The 16,909-nt window shown below is 69.2% G+C and carries 13 protein-coding genes; 10 read left to right on the forward strand and 3 right to left on the reverse strand.

Translation table 11 applies throughout. The features are described from left to right. Positions 1-77 precede the first annotated feature (77 nt). From BLV94_RS29050 to BLV94_RS29075, 6 genes are read left to right on the forward strand one after another with little or no spacing between them, the layout of a single operon-like run. Complete coding sequence (locus BLV94_RS29050; RefSeq protein ID WP_255314998.1) at positions 78-1,412, forward strand: MFS transporter; 1,335 nt, start codon at positions 78-80, stop codon at positions 1,410-1,412. Next, positions 1,405-2,193, forward strand: a complete 789-nt coding sequence (locus tag BLV94_RS29055; RefSeq protein ID WP_072945144.1) for a putative hydro-lyase — start codon at positions 1,405-1,407, stop codon at positions 2,191-2,193. The genes BLV94_RS29050 and BLV94_RS29055 overlap by 8 nt, the downstream gene beginning before the upstream one ends. After that, positions 2,183-2,938 carry a LamB/YcsF family protein gene (locus tag BLV94_RS29060; protein ID WP_072945146.1) on the forward strand — a complete coding sequence of 252 codons (756 nt, stop codon included), beginning with the start codon at positions 2,183-2,185 and terminating at the stop codon, positions 2,936-2,938. The genes BLV94_RS29055 and BLV94_RS29060 overlap by 11 nt, the downstream gene beginning before the upstream one ends. Then, on the forward strand, positions 2,935-3,576 hold the full coding sequence (locus BLV94_RS29065; protein WP_072945148.1) for a 5-oxoprolinase subunit B family protein: 642 nt from the start codon (positions 2,935-2,937) through the stop codon (positions 3,574-3,576). The genes BLV94_RS29060 and BLV94_RS29065 overlap by 4 nt, the downstream gene beginning before the upstream one ends. Further along, a complete protein-coding gene (locus tag BLV94_RS29070; protein WP_072945150.1) occupies positions 3,573-4,436 on the forward strand; it encodes a 5-oxoprolinase subunit C family protein in 864 nt (287 codons plus the stop codon). Before BLV94_RS29065 ends, BLV94_RS29070 begins: the two co-directional genes overlap by 4 nt. A gap of 43 nt (positions 4,437-4,479) precedes the next feature. Beyond that, positions 4,480-7,872 (forward strand): NAD-glutamate dehydrogenase domain-containing protein, encoded by a 3,393-nt coding sequence (locus BLV94_RS29075; RefSeq protein ID WP_072945152.1) that lies wholly within the window; start codon positions 4,480-4,482, stop codon positions 7,870-7,872. Between the two features lie 68 nt (positions 7,873-7,940). Here BLV94_RS29075 and BLV94_RS29080 read toward each other — a convergent pair whose 3' ends face one another. Together BLV94_RS29080 and BLV94_RS29085 are read right to left on the reverse strand one after the other, a co-directional pair. Beyond that, a complete protein-coding gene (locus BLV94_RS29080; RefSeq protein ID WP_072945155.1) occupies positions 7,941-8,666 on the reverse strand; it encodes an amino acid ABC transporter ATP-binding protein in 726 nt (241 codons plus the stop codon). A 4-nt stretch (positions 8,667-8,670) separates the two neighbouring features. Beyond that, a complete protein-coding gene (locus BLV94_RS29085; RefSeq protein WP_072945157.1) occupies positions 8,671-10,482 on the reverse strand; it encodes an ABC transporter substrate-binding protein/permease in 1,812 nt (603 codons plus the stop codon). Positions 10,483-10,616: 134 nt separating this feature from the next. On the opposite strand from BLV94_RS29085, the gene BLV94_RS29090 reads away from it, so the two are divergent. Genes BLV94_RS29090 through BLV94_RS29100 form a run of 3 tightly spaced genes read left to right on the forward strand, consistent with a single transcriptional unit; the run spans position 10,617 to position 14,488 of the window. Then, positions 10,617-11,252 (forward strand): TetR/AcrR family transcriptional regulator C-terminal domain-containing protein, encoded by a 636-nt coding sequence (locus BLV94_RS29090; RefSeq protein WP_072945159.1) that lies wholly within the window; start codon positions 10,617-10,619, stop codon positions 11,250-11,252. A gap of 20 nt (positions 11,253-11,272) precedes the next feature. Beyond that, on the forward strand, positions 11,273-12,778 hold the full coding sequence (locus BLV94_RS29095) for a class I adenylate-forming enzyme family protein (protein WP_072945162.1): 1,506 nt from the start codon (positions 11,273-11,275) through the stop codon (positions 12,776-12,778). A gap of 18 nt (positions 12,779-12,796) precedes the next feature. After that, the gene (locus BLV94_RS29100) at positions 12,797-14,488 is read left to right on the forward strand and encodes an acyl-CoA dehydrogenase family protein (RefSeq protein ID WP_072945165.1); all 1,692 of its coding nucleotides are present in this window, start codon (positions 12,797-12,799) and stop codon (positions 14,486-14,488) included. Here BLV94_RS29100 and BLV94_RS29105 read toward each other — a convergent pair. Then, entirely contained in the window at positions 14,475-15,431 is a 957-nt protein-coding gene (locus BLV94_RS29105) for a DMT family transporter (protein ID WP_244163682.1), read from the reverse strand. The genes BLV94_RS29100 and BLV94_RS29105 overlap by 14 nt on opposite strands. Before the next feature lie 25 nt (positions 15,432-15,456). On the opposite strand from BLV94_RS29105, the gene BLV94_RS29110 reads away from it, so the two are divergent. Then, positions 15,457-16,866, forward strand: a complete 1,410-nt coding sequence (locus BLV94_RS29110) for an aminotransferase-like domain-containing protein (protein ID WP_072945168.1) — start codon at positions 15,457-15,459, stop codon at positions 16,864-16,866. Positions 16,867-16,909 lie beyond the last annotated feature (43 nt).

The following is a 16,909-nucleotide window of genomic DNA, read 5'->3' on the forward strand; positions in this document are numbered from 1 at the left end:
TCATAGTTGTCAGCTCGGTTCCGCGATTTCTTCCAGGATAACAATCCCCTCGAGGTATTGCAGGATCGTTGAACGATTTGTACCGTGATGGGAGTTACATCGGATTCTTCGAGCAGTTACATCCCTTCTTCAGGCGAGGTGCCATGACCACAGATACACAGACCGAGGTCGCGCAGGCGCGCCCCTTCGACTGGTTCCGCACCCTCGGGCCGAAGGGAAAAAGAGCCTTCATCGGCGCGTTCGGCGGATACGGGCTCGACTCCTACGACTTCCAGGTCCTCCCGCTCGGCCTCGCGGCCATCGCCGCCTACTTCGGCCTCACCACCGGTCAGGCAGGCCTGCTGACCACCGTGACGCTGGTGGTGTCCGCGCTCGGCGGAGCCCTCGCCGGCATCCTCGTCGACAAGATCGGCCGGGTCCGCACGCTGCAGGTCACCGTCGCGACGTACACGATCTTCACGGTGCTGTGCGGCTTCGCGCAGAACTTCGAGACGCTGCTGATCTTCCGCGCCTTCCAGGGCCTCGGCTTCGGCGGTGAGTGGGCGGCAGGCGCGATCCTCGTCGCCGAATACGCCCGCGCCGAGTACCGTGGCCGGGCCGTCGCCTTCGTGCAGAGCGCGTGGGCCGTCGGCTGGGCGCTGGCCGTGATCGTCTACACCGTCGTCTTCCAGCTGTTCGACCCCGACGTCGCGTGGCGCGTGCTGTTCTTCACGGGTGTGCTGCCCGCCTTCCTCATCATCTGGGTGCGCCGGAATCTGAAGGACCCCGAGGTCGTCACGGAGCGCCGCGAGTCCGCGGGCAAGCAGACGGGCTCGTTCGCGGCCATCTTCCGCGGCGGACTGCTCCGCACCACCGTGCTCGCGTCGCTGCTCGCCACCGGTGTGCAGGGCGGCTACTACACGCTGGCGTCCTGGCTGCCGACGTTCCTCAAGACCTCGCGCGGACTCGACGTCGTCGGCACCGGCGGCTACCTGGCGATCCTCATCTCCGGAGCGTTCCTCGGCTACGTCAGCGGCGGCATCCTCACCGACAAGCTGGGCCGCAAGCGGACCATGCAGCTGTTCGCGTTCCTGTCGGCGATCTTCATGGTCGGCTACACCCAGGTGCCCGAGGGTGCGAACATGCTGATCCTGATCCTGGGCTTCCCGCTCGGCTTCTGCACGTCGGCGATCTTCAGCGGATTCGGATCGTTCCTGTCCGAGCTGTACCCGACGCAGTCCCGCGGCACCGGCCAGGGCTTCACGTACAACTTCGGCCGCGCGGTCGGCGCCGTGTTCCCCGCCGTCGTGGGTTTCCTGGCCGCCACCCAGCTGGGCATCGGAGGCGCGATGATCTTCGGCGCGCTCGGTTACGCCATCGCCGTGTTCGCCCTGTTCTTCCTCCCCGAGACCCGCGGGAGCGAACTTGCCTGACTCGCCGACCGACCTCCGCTCCGCGTTCCGCTCGGGACGCGTCACCCCGACCGCCGGTCTGGCACCCGGATTTGCGCAGACGAATCTCATCGCGGTTCCGCAGGACTGGGCATACGACGTGCTGCTGTTCACCCAGCGCAACCCCAAGCCGTGCCCCGTCCTCGACGTCGGCGACGCCGGCTCCCGGACGACGATGCTCGCCCCCGGCGCCGACATCGCAACGGATCTGCCGCTGTACCGGGTGTGGAAGGACGGCGAACTCGCGGACGAGACCACGGACGTGTCCTCGCTGTGGCGGGACGACCTCGTCGCGTTCCACATCGGGTGCAGCTTCACGTTCGAACACCCGGTGGCCGCTGCCGGAGTGCCGCTCCGGCACGTCGAGCAGGGCAGCAACGTCCCGATGTACGTCACCGACCGCGAGTGCAGGCCCGCGGGCCGGGTCAGCGGGCCGATGGTGGTGTCGATGCGACCCGTCCCCGAACACCAGGTGGCGCTCGCGGCGGCGATCTCGGCGCGGATGCCCGCCGTCCACGGTGGCCCCGTGCACGTCGGTGATCCCGCGGAACTCGGCATCGCCGATCTCGCGGCCCCCGACTTCGGCGATCCGGTGAACTTCGAGCCCGGCGACGTCCCGATGTTCTGGGCCTGTGGGGTCACCCCGCAGGCGGCGGTGATGGCGTCCCGGTTGCCGTTCGCGATCACCCACGCACCCGGGTACATGCTGATCACCGACACCCCGGACAGCGAGTACGTCCTGGAGGTCCCCGATGCGCGTTGACCTGAACTGCGACCTCGGCGAGGGCTTCGGGCAGTGGACGCTGGCCGACGACGAGGCCCTCCTCGACGTCGTCACCAGTGCGAACATCGCGTGCGGGTTTCACGCGGGCGATCCGATGATCATCCGCAAGGCCTGCGAGAGCGCGGCCGAGCGAGGCGTCGCGATCGGGGCGCACGTGGGCTTCCGGGATCTGGCCGGATTCGGCCGGCGCGAACTCGCGGTGTCGCCTGCGGATCTTCGCGATGAGACGCTGTACCAGATCGGCGCGCTCGCCGGGTTCGCCCGCGCCGCCGGATCCTCGGTGACGTACGTCAAACCGCATGGTGCGCTCTACAATTCCGCGGCACTCGACTTCGAGCGGGCCGATGCGGTCGCATCCGCCATCGACGAGTTCGCCGAGCCGCTCACGCTGATGGGACCACCCGGATCGCAGTTGCAGCGGGCCGCGGAGGCGCACGGCATCGAGTTCGTCGCCGAAGGGTTCGCCGACCGCCGCTACACCGCCGCGGGCACGCTGACCCCGCGCTCGGTGCCCGGCGCCGTCATCGACGATCCCGACGTCGCCGCCGCCCAGGCCGTGCGGATGGTGTCGACCGGAACGGTGGAGTCGATAGACGGCGACGACGTCGCGGTCGCGGTGCGCAGCATCTGCGTGCACGGCGACACGCCCGGGTCCGTGCACACCGCGCGCCGGGTCCGTCACGCGCTGGAGAGTGCCGACGTCACGCTCGGATCCTTCACATGACCACCCCCACCCGGATCCTCCCGGCGGGCGATCGGGCCCTGCTCGTCGAACTCGACTCGGAACCCCTGGTCGTGTCGCTGACCGAACGCCTGCGCCGGACACCGGTTCCCGGTATGGAGGACGTGCTGCCCGCGGCGCGCACGGTGCTCGTCACCACCACACCGCGGACCGACCTCGACGAGGTGCGCCGCGCGCTGCGGACGTTGACCGTCGACCTCGAGGTGCACGACCACACCGGCGTCCCCGAATCGGAACCGATCACCATCCCGGTCCGCTACGACGGCGCCGATCTCGCCGATGTCGCCGACCTTCTGCGGATGAGCCGCGAGGACGTGATCGCCGCCCACACCGCCGCCACCTGGCGTTGTGTATTCATCGGATTCGCACCGGGTTTCGGCTACCTGAGTTGCGGCGACGACCGGCTCACCGTGCCCCGGCGCGCGCAGTCACGCACCGTGGTGCCCGCCGGGTCCGTGGCCCTCGCCGGCGGCTACGGCGCGGTGTATCCGCGGTCCTCACCCGGCGGATGGCAGATCATCGGAACCACGGACTCCCCGATGTGGAACCTCGACGCGGAACCCCCGGCGCTGCTGCAGCCGGGACGTCGCGTCCGATTCGTCGACGAGGAAACGCTGTGAGTGAACTCGAAGTACTCGAAACGGGTCCGCTCAGCCTGATCCAGGATCTCGGCCGCCCCGGCTACCTGAGTTCGGGTGTCGGCGTGTCCGGCGCCGCCGACCGCGGGTCCGCGAGGCTCGCCAATCGTCTGGTCGGGAACGACGAGAACGGCGCGTGCATCGAGGTGCTGATGGGCGGGCTCGCCCTGCGCGCGCGGGCGGTGACGACCGTCGCCGTCACCGGTGCCCCCGCCGCGGCGCTGCTCGACGGCATCCCGATGGGTCACGCGAGCGTCATCGTGATGGAGCCGGGGCAGACGCTGCGGTTGCAGTACGCGCACGTCGGGCTGCGCAGCTACGTGGGGGTTCGCGGTGGCCTCGCGGTGCCGGACGTGCTCGGCTCCCGCAGCACCGACACGCTCTCCGGCATCGGCCCGGAAGCGTTGAAGCCCAACGACATCCTGCCCGTCGGCACGTGGACGAGGAACTTCCCGAACGTCGACGTCGCACCCCTCCCTGCGATGGACCCCGGACCGCTGTCGGTGCGGGTCATCGGCGGTCCCCGCGACGACTGGTTCACCAACCCGGACGCGCTGACCACCGGTGCGTGGGCGGTCTCCCCGGACACCGACCGCATCGGCGCCCGGCTGAACCGGCACGCCGGCGCACCTGCCCTGCAGCGCACGTCCGAGGCCGAACTCCCCACCGAGGGCGTCGCACTCGGGTCCATCCAGGTTCCGCCGAGCGGGCAGCCCGTCGTGTTCCTCGCGGACCATCCCATCTCCGGCGGTTACCCCGTCATCGGCGTCGTCGCGGACGAGGACATCGACCGGATCGCTCAGGCCCGCCCAGGCCAACTGATTCGCTTCACCACTGCGTGATCGGCTGCGCGCCGATCCCACTACAGGAGATCACCCCATCGCCATGAACAGCATCGGCACGGAACTCGACACACCCTGGTCCCACGAGTCGTGGCGCAACACGCTGCTCGCGGAACCGCACCGTCAGGGCACCGCGGTCGCGCGCCACTACGCGTCCGCGCTGCCGATCAGCTACGCCACCGAAACCGATCCTGCACAGGCGATCCGCGACGTCGCCGCGGTGGAACGTCTCGACGTCGACAGTGTGGCGCTGACGTTCACCACCACCGAGGCGTCCGCGCCGTACGAGAACCTCAAGATCTACGCCGTCGGGAAACCCGCACCGCTCAACGAGGTGCTGCCGATCCTGTCCAGCCTGGGCGTCAACGCCCTCGACGAACGTCCGGCCGCGCTGACCCGGCCGGACGGCAGTCGCGCCTGGATCTACGACCTGACCGTCGACCTGCCGGCCGTCACGGACGGCCACGGGTCCACTCGGGACGGCCGGATCGCGGACGCGTTCCGCGCGGCGTGGACGGGTGAGACCGAGGTGGACGGGTTCAACGCCCTTGTCCTGCACGCCGGGCTCGGCTGGCGTCAGGTGACCGTCCTGCGGGCGTACGCCGCATACCTGCGGCAGGCCGGGCTCCCGTACAGCCGCAGCAACGTCGAACGAGTCCTGCTGGGCAACACCGGCATCACCCAACTCCTCGTCGAGTTGCACGCACTCCGGCTCGACCCCAGCCTGGAACGGGACGCCGCCGCGGAGAGCGCGCTCGAAGACCGCATCTCGGCCGCGATCGACGCCGTCGCCGGAATCGACGCCGACCGGATCCTGCGGGCCCTGCTGTCCCTGATCCGCGCCACCACCCGCACGACCTACTACGCCGGCGACCCCCGGCCCGGGCGCGCCCTCGCGTTCAAGTTCGACTCCTCGTCGATCGACGAATTGCCGCTGCCCCGGCCGAAATACGAGGCCTACGTGTACTCGCCGCGGATGGAAGGCGTGCACCTGCGGTTCGACGACGTCGCCCGCGGCGGCCTCCGGTGGTCCGATCGGCGCGACGACTTCCGCACCGAGATCCTCGGACTCGTGAAGGCGCAGGCGGTCAAGAACGCCGTCATCGTCCCCGCCGGGGCGAAGGGCGGCTTCGTCGTCAAGAACCCGCCCGCGGCGACCGGCGACGCCGCCGCCGACCGGGAGGCGATGCTGGCGGCCGGAATCTCCTGCTACCGCGAATTCATCTCGAGCCTCCTCGACATGACGGACAACCTCGACATCGCGACCCGGCACGTGATCGCGCCGGACGGCATCGTCCGCCGCGACGGCGACGACACCTACCTCGTGGTCGCCGCGGACAAGGGCACCGCGGCGTTCTCGGACGTCGCCAATGCCGTCGCGCTCGCGCGCGGGTACTGGCTGGGCGACGGTTTCGCGTCCGGCGGGTCCGTCGGCTACGACCACAAGGCGATGGGCATCACCGCCCGCGGCGCGTGGGAGAGCGTCGTGCAGCACTTCCGTGAGATGGGCGTCGACACCCGCACCGACGACTTCACCGTCGTCGGGATCGGCGACATGAGCGGCGACGTGTTCGGCAACGGGATGCTGCTCAGCCCCCACATCCGCCTCGTCGCCGCGTTCGACCACCGCCACGTCTTCATCGACCCCGATCCCGACCCGCAGACGTCCTGGGACGAGCGGGCGCGGCTCTTCGGCCTCGGCAGGTCCAGTTGGAAGGACTACGACAGGGCGGTCCTCAGCGAGGGCGCGATGATCGTCGACCGGTCGGCGAAGTCGGTTCGGCTCACACCGCAGGCGCGGCGCGCGCTGGGGATCGACACGGATCGGGCGCTCACCACCGTCGAACTCGTCCGCGCCGTCCTCGGTGCGCCCGCGGACCTGCTGTGGAACGGCGGCGTCGGCACGTACGTCAAGGCCACGTCGGAGAGTCACGCGGACGTCAGCGACAAGTCGAACGACGCCGTCCGGTTGGACGCGCCCGCGCTGCGCGTCCGGGTGGTCGGCGAGGGCGGCAACCTCGGCCTCACCCAACTCGGCCGAATCGAATACGCGCGCCACGGCGGTCGTGTCAACACCGACGCACTCGACAACTCGGCCGGTGTCGACTGCTCCGACCACGAGGTCAACATCAAGATCGCCCTCGCGGGCGCCACCGCCGACGACACGCTCACCGCGCAGGATCGTCGAGAACTGCTGTCCGACATGACCGAAGACGTCAGCAGGCTCGTCCTCGCCGACAACCGCAGCCAGAACGAGATGATGAGCCTCAACCGGGCGCAGGCGGCGACGCTCGTCAGCTTCCACTCCCGCATGGTCGACGACCTGGAACGGCGCGGCCACGTGGACCGCGCGATCGACGTGCTCCCGACGTCCGCCCAGTTCGGTGCCCTCGAACGCGAGCAGAAGGGCCTGACCAGCCCGGAACTGGCGCAGCTCACCGCGCAGGTCAAGCGGTTCATCAAGAGCGAGTTGTCGGGCACCACGCTCCCCGACAACAAGGTCTACGCCGGCCGGCTCCACGACTACTTCCCGCCGCGGCTCGGCCGCGAGTTCGCGCACACGGTCGCCGCGCATCCGCTGCGCCGGGAGATCGTCACCACGTCGGTCGTCAACGACATGGTCGACCGTGCCGGGATGACGTTCGCCTTCCGGCTGCGGGAGGAGACCGGCGCCGACTCGGCGGAGGCGGTGAACGCCTTCACCGCCGTCACCGAGATCTTCGACCTCGGAGCGACTTTCGCGCGGATCCGGGCGGCGGCCGACACGACACCGGCGTCCGGGACGAACGCGCTGACCGTGCAGACCCAGCGGCTGATCGACCGGGCGTCGCGGTGGCTGACCACGCACCGGCCGCAACCGCTGCCGCTCGAGGCCACCATCGCCCGCTACCGGCCGGTGGTCCGCGAACTCGGACCCCGCGTGCGGGAATGGTTGCAGGGCGACGAGATCACCGCCGTCGAGGGCCGAACCGAGGCCCTGACGTCGCGGGGCGCGGACGCCGGGATCGCCGCCGACGTCGCGGACCTCCTGCACACGTACTGCCTCCTCGACATCGTGGACATCGCGGAGATCTCCCAGCACCGCGCGGAGGACGTCGCGGAACTGTATTTCGCGCTGTCGGCGCACCTGCACATCAACACCGCGCTGACCGCCGTCACGGCGCTCCCGCGGCTGGACCGGTGGCACGCCCTCGCCCGCCTCGCCCTGCGCGACGACCTCTACAGCTCGCTGCGCGCCATCACCCTCGACGCGCTGTCCGTCAGCGAACCCGGCGACGCCGCGGCCGACAAGGTCGACCAGTGGGAGCAGCACAACGCCGCCCGGCTCGCCCGCGCGCGCGCGCTGCTCACCGAGATCGAGTCGGAGGTCGCCACCGAACCCACGCTGGCGCTGATCTCCGTCGCGGCCAGGCGGATCCGGGCGATGACGCGGTAGGCGCTTCGCGCCCGTGCGTGCTCAAGGAGTCTCTGGACTCGCTAACCACGCACGGGCCGCGGAGCGGCCTACAGCACCTGCGACAGGAACTGCTGCAGCCGTTCGGTTTCGGGCTTGTCGAACAGCTGGTCCGGTTTGCCGGTCTCGACGACGGCGCCGTGGTCCATGAACAGCACGGTGTCGGACACCTCGCGGGCGAAGCCCATTTCGTGGGTGACGACGACCATCGTCATGCCGCCCTTGGCGAGGTCGGCCATCAGGGCGAGGACGCCCTTCACCAGCTCGGGGTCGAGTGCCGACGTGGCCTCGTCGAAGAACATCACCTCGGGCTTCATCGCGAGGGCGCGGGCGATCGCGACGCGCTGCTGCTGCCCGCCCGACAGGTTGCCGGGGCGTGAGTCGGCCTTGTTGGCGAGGCCGACGAGTTCGAGTTGCTCGAGCGCCACCGACCGCGCCTCGTCCTTCGACATGCCCTTGAGCTTGCGGGGGCCGAGGGCGATGTTGTCGACGACGGTCTTGTGCGGGAACAGGTTGAAGTGCTGGAACACCATGCCGATGCGCTGCCGCAGCTTGTCGGGGTTGTCCTGCAGCACCGATTTGCCGTCGAGGAGGACGTCGCCCTGGTCGGGTTCGTGCAGCCGGTTGAGGACCCGCAACAGCGTGGACTTGCCGGAGCCGGACGGCCCGATGACGGTGACGGTGTCGCCGGCGTCGACGTGGAGGTCGACGCCGCGCAGCACCTGGTTGGTGCCGAACGCGAGGTGCAGGTTGGTTCCAGTGAGAGAGACGGCCATCGCCCTATCCCCTTTCCACGACGATGGACTGTTCCACCGGGTCGAGCGTGCCGGACGTGTCGGCACGGCCGGTGCGCAGACGGTTGTCGATGTAGTTGACGAGGTGCGTCAGCGGGATGGTGAGCGCCAGGTAGAACAGGCCGGCGGCGACGAGCGGTGACAGGTTGCCGGTCTGTGCGTTGAGGTCGCGGCCGACGGCGAACAGTTCCCGCTGGCTGACGAGCAGGCCGAGGAAGTAGATCAGCGACGAGTCCTTGATCAGGGAGATGAACTGGTTCATCAGCGCGGGCAGCACCCGCCGCACACCCTGCGGGACGACGACGAGTGTCATCGACTTCCGGTAGCTGAAGCCGAGCGCCCGGGACGCCTCGAGCTGTCCGGGTTCGACGCTCTGGATCCCGGACCGGAAGATCTCACCGATGTACGCGGACGCGAGCAGCGACAGCGCGGCCGCGCCGAGCCAGTACGGGTTGTTGCCGGTGAGTCCCTTGACGACGGGTCCGGCGCCGAGTCCGACGATGAGGATGATGACGACGGCGGGCAGACCGCGGAACACGTCCGTGTAGACGCGGGCGGGCCAGCGCAGCCAGCGGGTGCGGGAGATGCCGGCCATCGCGAGCAGCATGCCGAGGACGGTGCCGACGATGCCGGACGCCAACGCCAGGATCAGCGTGTTCGGCAGACCGGTCTTCAGTAGGTCGGGGAAGGCCCGGGTGTAGAGGTCCCAGTCGAAGAACGTGTCCTTCAGTTGCTGGAGTGTCGACTTGGGTTCGGCGACCGGGGTTTCGGTCGTGTCGTTCGCGTTCTGGGCGGCGATCGCGGCGAAGTCCGGAAGGTCGGGCGCCGGCGCCGCCTTGCTGCCCGGCTTCCAGCCCTCGGGCAGTTCGCGGGGCACCCAGTCGGAATACAGCTGGGCCCAGGTGCCGTCGGCGATGACGGCGTCGAGCCCGGAGTTCAGTGCGTCGACGAGCGGCTGGTTCTCCTTGTTGACGGCCCAGCCCACGTAGTTGTTGACGCTGAAGGTGTTCTCGACGATCGACGTGGGATCGCCGGGTGCGATGGCGCCCTCGGCCTGCTGCGACGGCGCGACCCAGGCGTCGATCTGCCCGGTCTTGAGGTTGGCGTATGCGGTCGCGTAGTCGGGGAACTTGACCGGGTTCAGCTTCAGCGTGTTCACGACGTAGTCGTCCTGGACGGTGCCCTGGACGACGCCGATGCGGGTCGACGCGTTCAGGTCGTCGAAGCTCTGGATCGGTCCGCCGTTGGGAACGACGAGCGAGAAGTAGCCGAAGTCGTAGCCGTTGGTGAAGCCGACGGTGTTGCGGCGCTCGTCGGTCGTGGTGATGGACGAGGACCCGACGTCGAAGCGGCGCCCGGCGACCTGGGCGAGAAGCCCGGCGAACTCGGTGCCGACGAAGTCGACGCGCAGGCCCAGCTTGTCGGCGACGGCCCGCAGCAGTTCGTTGTCGTAGCCGGTGAACTGGTTGTCCGAGTTCACGCAAATGCTCGGTGGCGCGTCGGACAGCGTGCCGACGGTGAGCACCCCGGGGGTGATGAGGTTCAGTTTCGACGTGTCGATCTGGTCGAGCGGGGTGGTCGACGGCGTCGTGTAGCGGTCTTCGGCCGCGGCGCCCGCGGCGGCGAGGTTGGTCGGGGCGGCCGTGGCCGCGCCGACTCCCGGCGGGGAACACAGATCCTGCGGCGCCGACCCCGAGGTGTCGCCGCCGCTGGAACAGGACGACAGGGTCAACGCCAGCAGGGCGGTGAGCAGTAACGCCACCACCACACGGATCTTCGCTCCGACGGAAGAAAACATGGTGAGCAGCGTAACCCTGGCAGGCGGGTTTTCCGGGCTCGGAGGACGCCTCGGGCGACGCCCGTCACTCTCCTTGTTTGTCATACAAACAAAGAGAAGTTATTGTTTGTCGTACAAACAACTTGGAGGCAGCCATGGCGTCGCAGACGGGCCGAGCAGCGCGCGCAACCCGGGAGTCCGGTCGGCAGACCCGCGACGCCCTGTTCACCGCCGCCACCGAACTCTTCCTCGAACACGGCGACGGCGTCGCGATCACCCAGATCTGTGCCGCCGCCGGGGCCCACCCCAACCAGGTGACCTATTACTACGGGTCCAAGGAACGGCTCTTCGTCGAGGTGGCCTGCGCTGCCGTGCTGCGCGCCGGCAAGCGGGCCGAGGACGACGCCGCCACCGCGGAGACCGTCGGCGACTACACGGAGAAACTCGTCGGCTCCCTGCTCGGACCGGGCGCGCCCAGCGTCGAACTGTTCGTCGAAGCGATGCTCATGACGGGCCGCCGCGGCGAACTCCGCGACCTCATCACCGACACCCTCCGCACCCTGCACTCCTCGGGCGAGGACGCGCTCATCCGCACCCTGATGCGCACCGGGTGGCAACTGCGCGCCGGCATCGACGTGGAGGCGAAGGCATTCTGGTCGGCGATCTTCGGACTGGTGATCCAGAAGACCGCCACCGGCGAGAGCTTCGGCTATTCGCTCGAGGAGGCCGTCGCCGTCATCTTCGCGAACCTGCAGATTCCCGAGACCGTCCTCAACACCTCCATCGACTGACCCCCTCTTCAAGGAGTGCGATGAACATCGTTCGCGTATTCGACAGCAACGTCCGGAAGACGCCCGACAAGGCGTTTCTCCACTTCCAGGGCCGGAACCATACGTATGGTTCCGTGCAGGACGGCAGCCGTCACGCCGCGGCACTCCTGCGGAAACTGGGGGTCGGGCGCGGTGACCGCGTCGCCCTCATGTGCTTCAACACCCCCGGCTTCGTCTACGCCATGCTCGGCGCCTGGCGCATCGGGGCGGTGGTGGTGCCCGTCAACCACAAGATGCAGGCGCCCGAGGTCGACTACATCCTGCGGCACGCGCACGTGACGGTGTGCGTCTTCGACGGCGAACTCGCGCCCGTGATCGAGCGGTTGCAGACGCCGGTGGTGCTGCTGTCCACCGACACCGCGGTGGACGGGTGCACCTTCTTCGACGACGCGATCGCGGACCTCGACCCGATCGACGGCATCGACGTCGACGAGAACGACCCGGCCGAAATCCTCTACACATCCGGCACCACCGGCGCACCCAAGGGCTGCGTCCACAGCCACCGCAACGTGGTGCGCGTCGCGACCACGGCGGCGCTCGGCCTGTCCGTCACCCGCGACGAGCGGTTGCTGATGGCCGTCCCGATCTGGCATGCGTCCCCGCTCAACAACTGGCTGATGGCCACGCTGTACATGGGCGGCACCGTGGTGCTCCTGCGCGAGTACCACCCCGTCCATTTCCTGGAAGCGGTTCAGCAGCAACGCATCACATTGTGCTTCGGGCCGCCGGTCATCTACACGAAGGCGCTGAACGCGGTCCCGGATTTCGCCGACTACGACCTGTCGAGTGTCCGGGCCTGGCTGTACGGCGGCGGGCCGATCGGCGCGGACGTGGCCCGCAGGCTCGTCGAGTCGTACCGGACCACCCGCTTCTACCAGGTGTACGGGATGACCGAGACCGGTCCCGTGGGGGCCGTTCTGTATCCGGAGGAGCAGCTCGCGAAGGCCGGCTCCATCGGCCGGGCGGCGCTCGCCGGCGTCGACATGCGCCTGGCCGGCCCCGACGGCGCCGACGTGCCTGCCGGGGGGATCGGCGAGATCTGGCTGCGCACCGACACCGTGATGCAGGGCTACCTCGACGACCCCGACGCCACCGCGGCCGTGTTCGCCGACGGCGGCTGGTACCGCACCGGCGATCTCGCCCGCAAAGACGACGACGGCTATCTCTTCATCGTCGACCGCGCGAAAGACATGATCATCACCGGCGGCGAGAACGTCTATTCCAAGGAAGTGGAGGACGCCATCTCCGGCCACCCCGACGTCGTCGACGTCGCCGTCGTGGGGCGCCCGCACCCGGAGTGGGGCGAGACCGTCGTCGCGCACGTCGTGTGGCGCGAAGCGGATGTCGTGGGAGCCGACGACCTCCGCGACTATCTGTCGGACAAGCTGGCGCGCTACAAGATTCCCCGCGACTACGTGTTCGCCACCGTGCTGCCCCGCACTCCCACCGGCAAGATTCAGAAGCACCTGATCCGCACCGCGAGCTGACTCACGAAAGACACTGCCATGACTACCTTTTCCGAAACGAATGTCACCCATCCCGCGCCCCACCGGACGCACACCGTGCTCAACCAGTCGGTGCCCCGCACCGACGTCAACGAGTTCACGCTCGACACCGTGCTGTCCGAGGGCGTGCGCCGCCACGACGCCGACTGGGCCACTGCGGAACTCACCGACATCGGTGAGCTCGTCGGCAGCGCCACGTTCCAGCACGACGCCGAACTCGCCAACACGATCATCCCCGAACTGAAGACGTTCGACCGCTGGGGCAACCGGATCGACGAGGTCGAGTACCATCCGTCCTACCACCGGATCATCTCCGCGGCCGTCGCACACGGCGCGCACACCTCCGCGTGGGCCGATCCGAAACCCGGCGCGAACGTCGCTCGCGCAGCCGCATTCATGCTGTTCGCGCAGATCGAGCCGGGCCACTCCTGCCCGATCTCGATGACCAACGCCGTCATCCCCTCCCTCGAACTGCAACCCAACGTCGCCGCGATCTGGAAGCCGCGCGCCCTGTCCCGCAGCTATACCCCGGAACTCGACGCACCGGGCAAGGCGTCCGCGATCTTCGGCATGTCGATGACGGAGAAGCAGGGCGGCTCCGACGTCCGCGCCAACACCACCGTCGCGAAACCCGCGGGTCGCGGCGGTCCCGGCGCCGACTACCTTCTCACCGGTCACAAGTGGTTCTGCTCCGCGCCGATGTCCGACGCGTTCCTCGTACTCGCACAGTCGGAAGGTGAAGGCGGCGAAGGACTGTCGTGCTTCCTGCTGCCGCGCATCCTCCCGGACGGCACCCGCAATATCTTCCGCATCCAGCGGCTGAAGAACAAGCTCGGCAACAAGTCCAATGCGTCGTCCGAGATCGAACTCGACGGCACGGTCGGCGTCATGGTCGGCGAACCGGGGCGCGGCGTCCGCACCATCATCGAGATGGTCGCGCGCACCCGGCTCGACTGCGTGCTCGGCAGCGCGTCGGGGATGCGGCAGTCCGTCGCCGAGGCCGTGTGGCACGCCCGGCACCGCTCGGCGTTCGGGAAGGTCCTGGCCGACCAGCCCGCCATGACGTCGGTGCTCGCCGACCTCGCGCTCGAGTCCGAGGCCGCCACCGTCACCGCCCTGCGGCTCGCCCGCGCCCACGACGAGGACGCGAGTGAGCAGGAGCGCAGCTTCCGCCGTCTCGCGACCGCCGTCGCGAAGTACTGGATCTGCAAGCGCGGCCCGCACCACGCCTACGAGGCGCTGGAATGCCTGGGCGGCAACGGGTACACCGAAGACTTCCCGCTCGCCCGCCGCTACCGCGAACAGCCCGTCATGGCCGTCTGGGAGGGGTCGGGGAACGTCATCGCCCTCGACGTCCTGCGCGCGATGACCCGCGAACCCGACAGCGTCGCCGCGTTCGACGCCGAGGTGAACCTGGCCCGCGGCGCCAACACCGTGCTGGACGCGCACCTCGACCGGGTCCGGCGTCAGCTCGGCGAACTCGCCGGACTCGACCCCGCCGACGCCCAACGTCGTGCCCGCACCGTCGTCGAATCGATGGCCCTCGCCCTGCAGGCGTCGCTGCTCACCCGGTTCTCACCTGGCGCCGTCGCGGACGCGTTCGTCGACGCCCGCCTCGGCCCCGACCGCAGCCACGAATACGGCACCCTCGCCCCGGCCGCCGACCTGCAGGCGATCCTCAGCCGGGCGTAGGCGGCTCCGCCACCCGTGCGCCTTTTTGGTAGCTGGAACAACCAGAAGGGCGCACGGGCGCGAAGCGCACCCGGACGGCGGTCCCCGCGCAGACGATCACGGCCACGCCGCCGACGACGGTGGCCCAGGTGATTTGTTCACCCAGCAGCAGGGCCGCCCAGGAGATGGTCAATACGGGTTGGACCAGCTGGACTTGGCTGACCTGCGCCATCGGCCCGATCGCGAGCCCGCGATACCAGGCGAAGAAGCCGAGGTACATGCTCACCACGCCCAGGTACGCGAATGCCGCCCACTCGGTCGGTGAGCCGGTCGGCGGCTGCCGGATCGCCGAAACGACTGTCAGGACGACCATCAGCGGCGCGGCGACCACCAGAGCCCAGGATATCGTCTGCCATGCACCGAGTTCGCGGGCGAGGAGGCCGCCCTCGGCGTATCCGATCGCGGCAGCGATGACGGCGCCGAACAGCAATAGATCCGCCCAGTGCAACCGACCGGCCCCGCCGCCCTGCAGGGATGCGAACACGACACACACCAGGGCGCCCACCCCGGCCATGATCCAAAACGACAGCGGCGGAAGCTCTTTGCCTCGGACGACGGCCGCGACCGCCGTCGCCGCAGGCAGCAGCGCGATGACGACGGCACTGTGAATGGCAGGCGCGGTCGTCAGGGCGAAGGACGTGAGAAACGGAAAGCCGACGACGACTCCACCCCCCACTACGGCAAGACGCGCCCACTGCGCACCCTGCGGCAAGCGCTGCCGGGTCAGGGTCAGAGCCGCCGCCGCGAGGAACGCCGCGAGCACTGCCCTGCCCGATCCGATGAACAGCGGCGACAGCCCGCCCACCGCCACCCGAGTGAACGGCACCGTGAACGAGAACGCAGCCACCCCGAGCAGGCCCCACCCCAGACCGGCACGAGAAGGCGATATCACTGTTGGGCGCATTTGAGTAGCGCTACTATCTACCGTCATGGTCAACGATAGCAGTACGCGCATCGTCGCGGCACTGGGCAAGTGGATCGGCCAGGCGCCACCCGGGGCGCGGCTCCCATCTACCCGTGCGCTGGTCGCCGAATACGCGGCAAGTCCGGTGACCGTGCAGAAGGCCCTGCGCACCCTCACCGCGCAGGGGCTGATCGAGAGCAGGCCCGGCGTCGGCACGTTCGTTCGCGCCGTTCGGACGGCACGGCCGCTCGACTACGGATGGCAGACTGCTGCTCTCCGATCCCCGCAGAGCCGCCTGCCGTCGTCGTCGACTCCGATGCGCCGGGCCCCCAACGATGCGATCGCGTTGCACGCCGGCTATCCGGATCGCGAACTCCTACCGGAGCGCCTGATCCGATCCGCGCTGACCCGGGTCGCGCGCAGCGACGCCGCGCTGTCGCCCTCTCCCGCCGCGGGCCTACCGGAGCTGCAGTCGTGGTTCGCCAATGAGCTCGGCCGCTCGACACCGGTCGGCGTCACGCCGCCCACGGCGAGCGACGTCATCGTGTTGCCGGGAAGTCAGAGCGGGCTCAGCTCGGTTTTCCGGGCCCTGGTTCCGGTCGGGCAGCCGTTGCTACTGGAGTCGCCCACGTACTGGGGGGCGATCCTGGCCGCGGCCCAGGCGGGAGTGCGCGTCGTTCCCGTCCCCAGCGGACCCGACGGTCCCGACCCGGACGAGCTGGCCCGAGCGTTCGAGGAGACCGGCGCGCGGGTGTTCTACGCTCAACCGAACTATGCCAACCCCACCGGTGCGCAATGGTCGAACCAGTTGTCCGAGAACATCGTGGAGGTGGTCCGGGCACACGGGGCCTTCCTCGTCGAAGACGACTGGGCCCACGATTTCGGGATCGACACCGACTCCAGTCCCGTTGCCGCGCACGACGACGCCGGCCACGTGATCTACCTCCGCTCGCTGACCAAGAGCGTGTCACCGTCCATCCGCATCGCCGCGGTCATCGCCCGCGGACCGGCCGGGGACCGCATCCTCGCCGACCGCGGCGCCGCGTCGATGTTTGTCAGCGGACTCCTCCAGGCCGCGGCACTCGACGTCGTCACCCAGCCCGGATGGCAGACCCACCTGCGCAATCTCCGGCACCAACTCCGAGCACGCCGCGACCTGCTCGTCACCAGCCTCCGCGAGCACGTCCCGAGCGCCCACCTCACCACCGTCCCCAAAGGCGGACTCAACCTCTGGGTGCGCCTGCCCGACGCAACGAACCTCCCGAAACTCGTCGCAGACTGCGAAGCCTCGGGAGTGCTCATCGCCGCCGGCGCCGAGTGGTTCCCCGCCGAACCCGCCGGGCCGTTCATCCGGCTCAACTACTCCGGCACCAACCCCGGCGCCTTCCCCGAGGGCGCACGTGTGATCGGCGACAAACTCGCCCGCAACACCTGAGGCGGCTCCGCCACCCGTGCGCCTTTTTGGTAGCTGGGACAAC

The organism is Rhodococcus koreensis (assembly GCF_900105905.1).
Taxonomy (GTDB): Bacteria; Actinomycetota; Actinomycetes; order Mycobacteriales; family Mycobacteriaceae; genus Rhodococcus_F; species Rhodococcus_F koreensis.

Excerpts from the sequence above, each read along its gene's own strand:
- BLV94_RS29065 (WP_072945148.1), top strand. The coding sequence starts at position 2,935 with ATGACCACCCCCACCCGGATCCTCCCGGCGGGCGATCGGGCCCTGCTC.
- BLV94_RS29080 (WP_072945155.1), bottom strand. The coding sequence starts at position 8,666 with ATGGCCGTCTCTCTCACTGGAACCAACCTGCACCTCGCGTTCGGCACC.
- BLV94_RS29105 (WP_244163682.1), bottom strand. The coding sequence starts at position 15,431 with ATGCGCCCAACAGTGATATCGCCTTCTCGTGCCGGTCTGGGGTGGGGC.
- BLV94_RS29085 (WP_072945157.1), bottom strand. The coding sequence starts at position 10,482 with ATGTTTTCTTCCGTCGGAGCGAAGATCCGTGTGGTGGTGGCGTTACTG.
- BLV94_RS29100 (WP_072945165.1), top strand. The coding sequence starts at position 12,797 with ATGACTACCTTTTCCGAAACGAATGTCACCCATCCCGCGCCCCACCGG.
- BLV94_RS29060 (WP_072945146.1), top strand. The coding sequence starts at position 2,183 with ATGCGCGTTGACCTGAACTGCGACCTCGGCGAGGGCTTCGGGCAGTGG.
- BLV94_RS29095 (WP_072945162.1), top strand. The coding sequence starts at position 11,273 with ATGAACATCGTTCGCGTATTCGACAGCAACGTCCGGAAGACGCCCGAC.
- BLV94_RS29110 (WP_072945168.1), top strand. The coding sequence starts at position 15,457 with ATGGTCAACGATAGCAGTACGCGCATCGTCGCGGCACTGGGCAAGTGG.
- BLV94_RS29090 (WP_072945159.1), top strand. The coding sequence starts at position 10,617 with ATGGCGTCGCAGACGGGCCGAGCAGCGCGCGCAACCCGGGAGTCCGGT.
- BLV94_RS29075 (WP_072945152.1), top strand. The coding sequence starts at position 4,480 with ATGAACAGCATCGGCACGGAACTCGACACACCCTGGTCCCACGAGTCG.